The following is a 6139-nucleotide window of genomic DNA, read 5'->3' on the forward strand; positions in this document are numbered from 1 at the left end:
CCAATGGCCTGCGATTCTGAGCAAGCCGCTTACGCTTTTAAATATAATTTGCGTTTTTTTGAGTAAGTACCATATACTATTTGTATTAGATACTAGGATGTAGAGGTGAATGATGTGTTAGATCGTTTGCAAGCTGTAGAAAATCGTTATGAGAAGTTAAATGAATTGCTAAGCGACCCAGCAATTATTAGTGATTCAAATAAGCTTCGTGAATATTCAAAGGAACAGTCTGATATACAGGAAACGGTAGAGGTGTATCGTGAGTATAAGGATGTTCGTGAGCAATTAAAAGATGCGAAAGCAATGTTAGAAGATAAGTTAGACGCAGAAATGCGTGAAATGGTAAAAGAAGAGGTTTCTGAGTTAGAATCACAAGAAAAAACATTATCAGAGCGTCTGAAAATTTTACTTGTACCAAAAGACCCTAACGATGATAAGAACGTTATCGTTGAGGTTCGTGGAGCTGCTGGTGGCGACGAGGCCGCTTTATTTGCTGGTGACTTATATCGTATGTATAGCCGTTATGCTGAGGTGCAAGGTTGGAAAACGGAGATTATCGAGGCTAGCTATACAGAGTTAGGTGGATATAAAGAGATTATCTTTATGATTAACGGTAAAGGTGCTTTCGCGAAGCTGAAATTCGAGAATGGCGCTCACCGTGTACAACGTGTTCCTGAAACGGAATCTGGTGGACGTATCCATACATCTACAGCAACTGTAGCTGTATTACCAGAGGCAGAAGAAGTAGAAATTGATATTCATGAGAAAGATGTTCGTGTTGATACATTCGCTTCTAGTGGACCTGGTGGACAGAGCGTTAATACAACGATGTCAGCGGTACGTTTAACGCATTTACCGACTGGTGTAGTTGTATCATGTCAGGATGAGAAATCACAAATTAAGAATAAAGAAAAAGCGATGAAAGTATTACGCGCACGTGTTTATGATAAGTTTAGACAAGAAGCGCAAGCTGAGTATGATCAAAACCGTAAACAAGCTGTTGGTACGGGTGATCGTTCAGAGCGTATTCGTACGTATAACTTCCCGCAAAACCGTGTTACAGACCATCGAATCGGTTTAACGATTCAAAAGTTAGATCAAATCTTACAAGGTAAGTTAGATGATTTCATCAATGCCTTAGTAATGGAAGATCAGGCTCAAAGGATGGAGGCAGCTGAGTAATGCGTGTCTATGAAGCCCTGAAATGGGCTTCTTCTTTTTTACAGGAGAATGGACGAGATGAAAATGCGGGAGAAATTGTCCTTTGTCATGTATTAAAGACGAATAGAACAGGATTATTGATGAACATGCGTGAAGAAATAACTGCGGAACAAGAAAAAAGTTTTACAGAGTTTATCCACAAGCATGTAGAAGGTATTCCTATTCAATATATGATTGGTCATGAAATGTTTTATGGAAGATCGTTCTTTGTGAATGAAGAAGTATTAATACCAAGACCAGAAACAGAAGAGCTTATAGTAGGAGTGTTAGAAAGAATCGAGCGTCATTTTGGTGATGAGAAAATACATGTAGCAGATATTGGTACAGGTAGCGGAGCGATTTCGCTTACGCTTGCTTTGGAAAATAAAAATCTTCATGTGTATACGGTAGATATTGCGCAGGAGTCGATTGAAGTTGCAAAAGAAAATGCGAAAACTTTGGGCGCAGAAGTAACGTTCTATCATGGTGATTTATTATCACCATTTTATGAAACGGGTCAAAAGTTAGATGTTGTTGTTTCAAATCCTCCATATATACCGGAAGAAGATTGGCGTGGTCTTTCTCCCGTGGTGAAAGAGCATGAGCCAAAGAGAGCGCTTGTTGGTGGTGAAGACGGATTAGATTTCTATCGCCGCTTTATGGAAGAGTTGCCGAATGTGTTGCAGAAGAAAGCAATTGTCGCATTTGAAATTGGAGTAGGGCAAGGTGAGGACGTGAAAGGGCTGTTACAACAAGCATTTCCACATGCTCATGTTGAGGTTGTTTTTGATATTAATGGAAAAGATCGTATGGTATTTGCGGAGATGGAGTAAGGTTTACACCTTACTCTATTTTTTTGTGGAAAAATTCATATAGATTTTGAATTTAATAGTTTAGAAAGATGAAAGTCTGTCCACACTGTTTGTAGAAGGGACGGTGGAGGAAATGAAAAAACAAGTTATTGCTTATCTTCTTCTATTATTAATTGGTGCACAGTTACTTGTGCAGTTTGGATATATGAAAGCTGATGCGAAAGGGCCTTCAGTTATTCCGAAAGAGGCCGTTCGATTACGGATTTTAGCAAATAGTGATTCAGATAAAGACCAGGCGTTAAAGCGCAAAGTGCGTGATGAAGTAAAAGCACAAATTGATGGATGGGTAGCTGATTTAACTTCATTTGAAGAGGCACGCAAGGTCATTCAAAGTCATATTCCAGAAATCGAAAAAACAGTAGCAAATACGTTGAAAAAAGAAGGAAGTAAAGATTCATTTCAAGTGAATTTCAGTAAAAATGTAAAGTTTCCTACAAAGGTATATGGGAATTTTATTTATCCGGCAGGGGAATATGAAGCAGTCTTAATTACAATTGGGGAAGGTGAAGGGGCAAACTGGTGGTGTGTACTATTTCCACCGATGTGTTTCTTAGATTTTTCAAGTGGTACAGCTGTAAGGAAAGAAGAACATGTTGTGAAGGCTGAATCTCCTGAAGAGGAGCAAGTGAAACAAATAGATGATGAAGAAGTAGTAAATGCAGAAGAGAAAAAAGAGGATGAGGTGAAAGAAAAGAAAGTTGTAAAGCAGGAAGTCGCAAAAAAAGTAACAGCTTCTGAAAAAAAAGTAGTAAAAAATGAAACGAAAGTAGAAGAACAACCTGCAAGTAAAGAGGAAACAAAAACTGTGGAAAAAGTGGAGAAACCTGTGGAACAAAAACAAGAAAAGCGAAATGAGTATGTAAAAGTAGAAGAGGAAGAAGAAAAGCCGGAAGTTAAGTTATTTATTGTAGAAGCTTTTACATCTTTATTCTCTAAATAGTACTATTCGTAAATCCCTTCTCATATATAAAAAAGAGGAGGGATTTATTATGAAGAAGGTATATTTTGCGACGAAAGCAGATGTGGAAAGATTGCATTCTTTTTTCGGACAAGCTAATAAAAAAGATGATAAAATAAATGAGTTGTACGCACAGTTTATGATTTTGGAAGAGGCGGAAGAAATACGGGCAGTCATTGGATATGAACAAAGTGAAGAAAACGCACTTATTCGTTCTTGTTTATTCACACCTAATGTGGATAAACAGACTTTCTTATATTTTTTTGAAATGTTTTTGCAGTATATGAAAGAAAAAAATATTCGACAATTGTACTTACTAACAAATCATCCACAATCTATAACGATCTTTCAGTTTTTTGACTTTGTTACGATAGAGAAAGAGAACGTACCAGAGGGAATTCGACAGTTAGAACACTTTTGTAAAAATATAAAAGAGCCAAATGCAATAATACTAAATTGTCAGCTATTCACAAAGTTATCCACGGATTAATTAGGTTTATCCACATTTTGTGGATAAACCTTGTTTGTCTTTTGGATAAATCTCATAGTAAACTAAAAATAGACAAGTATTTCAGGGTAGAAAAGGACGTGGGAAAAAATGCATACAAATATGTGGGTTGTGGATAATGTTGTGGAAAGAAAAAAATATTATCCACAGTTACAAGAAGCAGCAAAATTATTAAGGGAAAATGAGGCGATTGCCTTCCCTACAGAAACGGTATATGGACTAGGTGCAAACGCGATGAATGATGAAGCGATTGCGAAAATTTTTGAGGCGAAAGGAAGACCGAGTGATAATCCACTTATTGTCCACATCGGGACAAAATCGCAGTTAGATGGTATTGTGAAGGAAATTCCGCCAGTTGCAGAGAAGTTGATGGAGCATTTTTGGCCAGGTCCGTTAACAATTATTTTACCTAGAAAAGAAGGAATTTCAGAGAAGGTGACGGCAGGACTTCATACAGTTGGAGTGAGAATGCCTGATCATCCGGTAGCTCTTGCTCTTATTGAAGAGGCAAATGTACCTGTTGCAGCACCGAGTGCGAATCGTTCAGGTCGTCCAAGCCCGACGTTAGCATCTCACGTATATGAAGATTTAAATGAGAAAATCGCAGGTATTGTAGATGGTGGTGCAACAGGAGTTGGTGTTGAATCGACTGTAATTGATTGTACGAGCGCTGTTCCAACGATTTTACGCCCGGGTGGGATTACGAAAGAACAATTGGAAGCGGTGATTGGCACGGTTTCTTTAGATCCGGCTCTAAAGGATGAGAAGGAAAAACCGAAATCACCTGGAATGAAGTATACACATTATGCACCGAAAGCGCCGCTCAGTATCGTTGAAGGATCACGTGAGTTTATCCAGCGCCTTGTGGATGAGAAGAAGGAAGAAGGATTCAAAGTCGGTGTATTAACGACAGAAGAGTATCACCATATATATAATGCGGATGTTGTATTATCATGTGGTGTTCGAAGTGATTTAGCTAGCGTTGCGACTAAATTATATGATGTACTTAGAACGTTTGATGCAAGTGAAGTGGATGTTATTTTTAGTGAATCGTTCCCGAATGAAGGAATAGGCAACGCCATTATGAATCGTTTAACAAAAGCGGCAGGACATCAAATTATTACTGAATGATAAGGTACGATTAGCAAACAGAATATTTCTCCTCGGATAAGCATATTGTGAAGTAGCACGTCCGAGGAGGGACATGAATGACGTTTGAACAGCTAATACCTTTAATAATTATGGCATTCGCCTTAGGGATGGATGCATTTTCGGTGAGTCTTGGTATGGGAATGATGGCCTTAAAGATAAGACAGATCCTGTATATCGGTGTGACGATAGGGATATTTCATATTATCATGCCATTTATTGGGATGGTATTAGGTCGTTTTTTATCAGAGCAGTATGGAGACATTGCACATTTTGCAGGTGCTATTTTATTAATAGGACTAGGATTTTATATTGTGTATTCCTCTATTTTAGAGAATGAAGAGACTAGAACAGCCCCTATTGGAATTAGTTTATTCGTATTTGCATTTGGTGTTAGTATAGATAGTTTTTCAGTAGGGCTTAGTCTTGGTATTTACGGAGCACAGACAGTTATTACGATATTACTCTTTGGATTTATTAGTATGTTATTAGCGTGGACTGGTTTATTCATTGGTAGGCATGCGAAAGGTATGCTCGGTACATATGGTGAGATAGTAGGTGGTATCATTTTGGTTGGATTTGGATTATATCTCCTTTTTCCTATATAATTTTAGGGGGAGGGCGTTATGAACAAATTATTGGAATGGTATATTCGATTTGTAACTTTTTTTCCGAGATGGTTACGACTACTTGTTATTTGGGGTATTATTTTACAAATTTCAATTTTAGGTTGGATTAAATTAATTCGCGAATGGTAAGATAGTTCCTTTCTGTGCATAGTTTTGTTTGTACTATACTGATTGCGCTAAAAAATTAAACATATAGAAAGGATGAGATGGATGACGAGATTGAAGCAAGTTTTTGGTATTATTATTAGTTTTTTTGTTTTTTGGTTTAGTATGCTCGGTGTACAAATGTTTGCTGAGTTTTTAGATATTGAGTCATTGAAGTTTGTTGCGGGGAAAACGGAGGCAGCGCGTACTTTTTATTCTCCATACCCGTTTTTAATTGTTTTTCTTATTACATTGCTTTCCCTTTACTTCTTCGTAATTAAGCTTGGGAAACCGAAAAAAGAGAAGATACCGGCTTTAGAAGAAAAGAAGGAAGAATTACAATGATAAAAATCCCCTGCTATTTAGCAGGGGATTTTATGTTTGAGTGGTGGAAGTAATTAATTTGCCTCCACTTTTAGATATTATCCAGTTCCAGTGGCCAGCTCTTCGCATCTAAGAACCTCCCGCAAGAAAGGTAAAAAGCACCTTTTGTGCGAGAGAACCTTAGCTGGTCAGAGCTAAACGGCCGCTTCCACTTTTAAACATATCCAGCTCCAGCGGCTAGAATGGTCGGTGGCTTCGCGTCTTCCTGCGAGGCAAAAGGCGCCTCTACGTCAGAAGCTCCATCCTCCTCCCATTCTGAACGAGCCGCTTCCGCTTTTAGTTGTTATCCAGCTCC

Annotated in this window: 8 protein-coding genes; all 8 read left to right on the top strand. The window is 38.1% G+C overall.

The annotated features are described in order from the left end of the window. Nucleotides 1–114: 114 nt before the first annotated feature. Complete coding sequence (gene prfA / locus BAQ46_RS10530; protein ID WP_000887065.1) at nucleotides 115–1182, top strand: peptide chain release factor 1; 1068 nt, start codon at nucleotides 115–117, stop codon at nucleotides 1180–1182. Beyond that, nucleotides 1182–2033 (top strand): peptide chain release factor N(5)-glutamine methyltransferase, encoded by an 852-nt coding sequence (prmC, locus tag BAQ46_RS10535; protein ID WP_071741901.1) that lies wholly within the window; start codon nucleotides 1182–1184, stop codon nucleotides 2031–2033. Before prfA ends, prmC begins: the two co-directional genes overlap by 1 nt. 112 nt (nucleotides 2034–2145) lie before the next feature. Then, a complete protein-coding gene (spoIIR, locus tag BAQ46_RS10540) occupies nucleotides 2146–3012 on the top strand; it encodes a stage II sporulation protein R (protein WP_071741904.1) in 867 nt (288 codons plus the stop codon). A 49-nt stretch (nucleotides 3013–3061) separates the two neighbouring features. Continuing rightward, nucleotides 3062–3520: a GNAT family N-acetyltransferase gene (locus tag BAQ46_RS10545; protein ID WP_000758435.1), complete on the top strand. Its 459-nt coding sequence runs from the start codon at nucleotides 3062–3064 to the stop codon at nucleotides 3518–3520. 108 nt (nucleotides 3521–3628) lie between these two features. Further along, on the top strand, nucleotides 3629–4669 hold the full coding sequence (locus tag BAQ46_RS10550) for an L-threonylcarbamoyladenylate synthase (protein WP_071741902.1): 1041 nt from the start codon (nucleotides 3629–3631) through the stop codon (nucleotides 4667–4669). A 77-nt stretch (nucleotides 4670–4746) separates the two neighbouring features. Next, nucleotides 4747–5295 (top strand): manganese efflux pump MntP, encoded by a 549-nt coding sequence (locus BAQ46_RS10555; protein WP_000142468.1) that lies wholly within the window; start codon nucleotides 4747–4749, stop codon nucleotides 5293–5295. An 18-nt stretch (nucleotides 5296–5313) separates the two neighbouring features. Further along, nucleotides 5314–5445, top strand: coding sequence for a hypothetical protein (locus BAQ46_RS31350; protein WP_001037628.1), 132 nt, complete (start codon nucleotides 5314–5316; stop codon nucleotides 5443–5445). 81 nt (nucleotides 5446–5526) lie between these two features. After that, entirely contained in the window at nucleotides 5527–5805 is a 279-nt protein-coding gene (locus BAQ46_RS10560; protein ID WP_071741903.1) for a DUF3935 domain-containing protein, read from the top strand. Nucleotides 5806–6139: the final 334 nt, after the last annotated feature.

It is taken from the genome of Bacillus paranthracis, from assembly GCF_001883995.1.
Classification (GTDB): Bacteria; Bacillota; Bacilli; order Bacillales; family Bacillaceae_G; genus Bacillus_A; species Bacillus_A paranthracis.

Excerpts from the sequence above, each read along its gene's own strand:
- prmC (WP_071741901.1), top strand. The coding sequence starts at position 1,182 with ATGCGTGTCTATGAAGCCCTGAAATGGGCTTCTTCTTTTTTACAGGAG.
- spoIIR (WP_071741904.1), top strand. The coding sequence starts at position 2,146 with ATGAAAAAACAAGTTATTGCTTATCTTCTTCTATTATTAATTGGTGCA.
- BAQ46_RS10545 (WP_000758435.1), top strand. The coding sequence starts at position 3,062 with ATGAAGAAGGTATATTTTGCGACGAAAGCAGATGTGGAAAGATTGCAT.
- BAQ46_RS10550 (WP_071741902.1), top strand. The coding sequence starts at position 3,629 with ATGCATACAAATATGTGGGTTGTGGATAATGTTGTGGAAAGAAAAAAA.
- BAQ46_RS10555 (WP_000142468.1), top strand. The coding sequence starts at position 4,747 with ATGACGTTTGAACAGCTAATACCTTTAATAATTATGGCATTCGCCTTA.
- BAQ46_RS31350 (WP_001037628.1), top strand. The coding sequence starts at position 5,314 with ATGAACAAATTATTGGAATGGTATATTCGATTTGTAACTTTTTTTCCG.
- BAQ46_RS10560 (WP_071741903.1), top strand. The coding sequence starts at position 5,527 with ATGACGAGATTGAAGCAAGTTTTTGGTATTATTATTAGTTTTTTTGTT.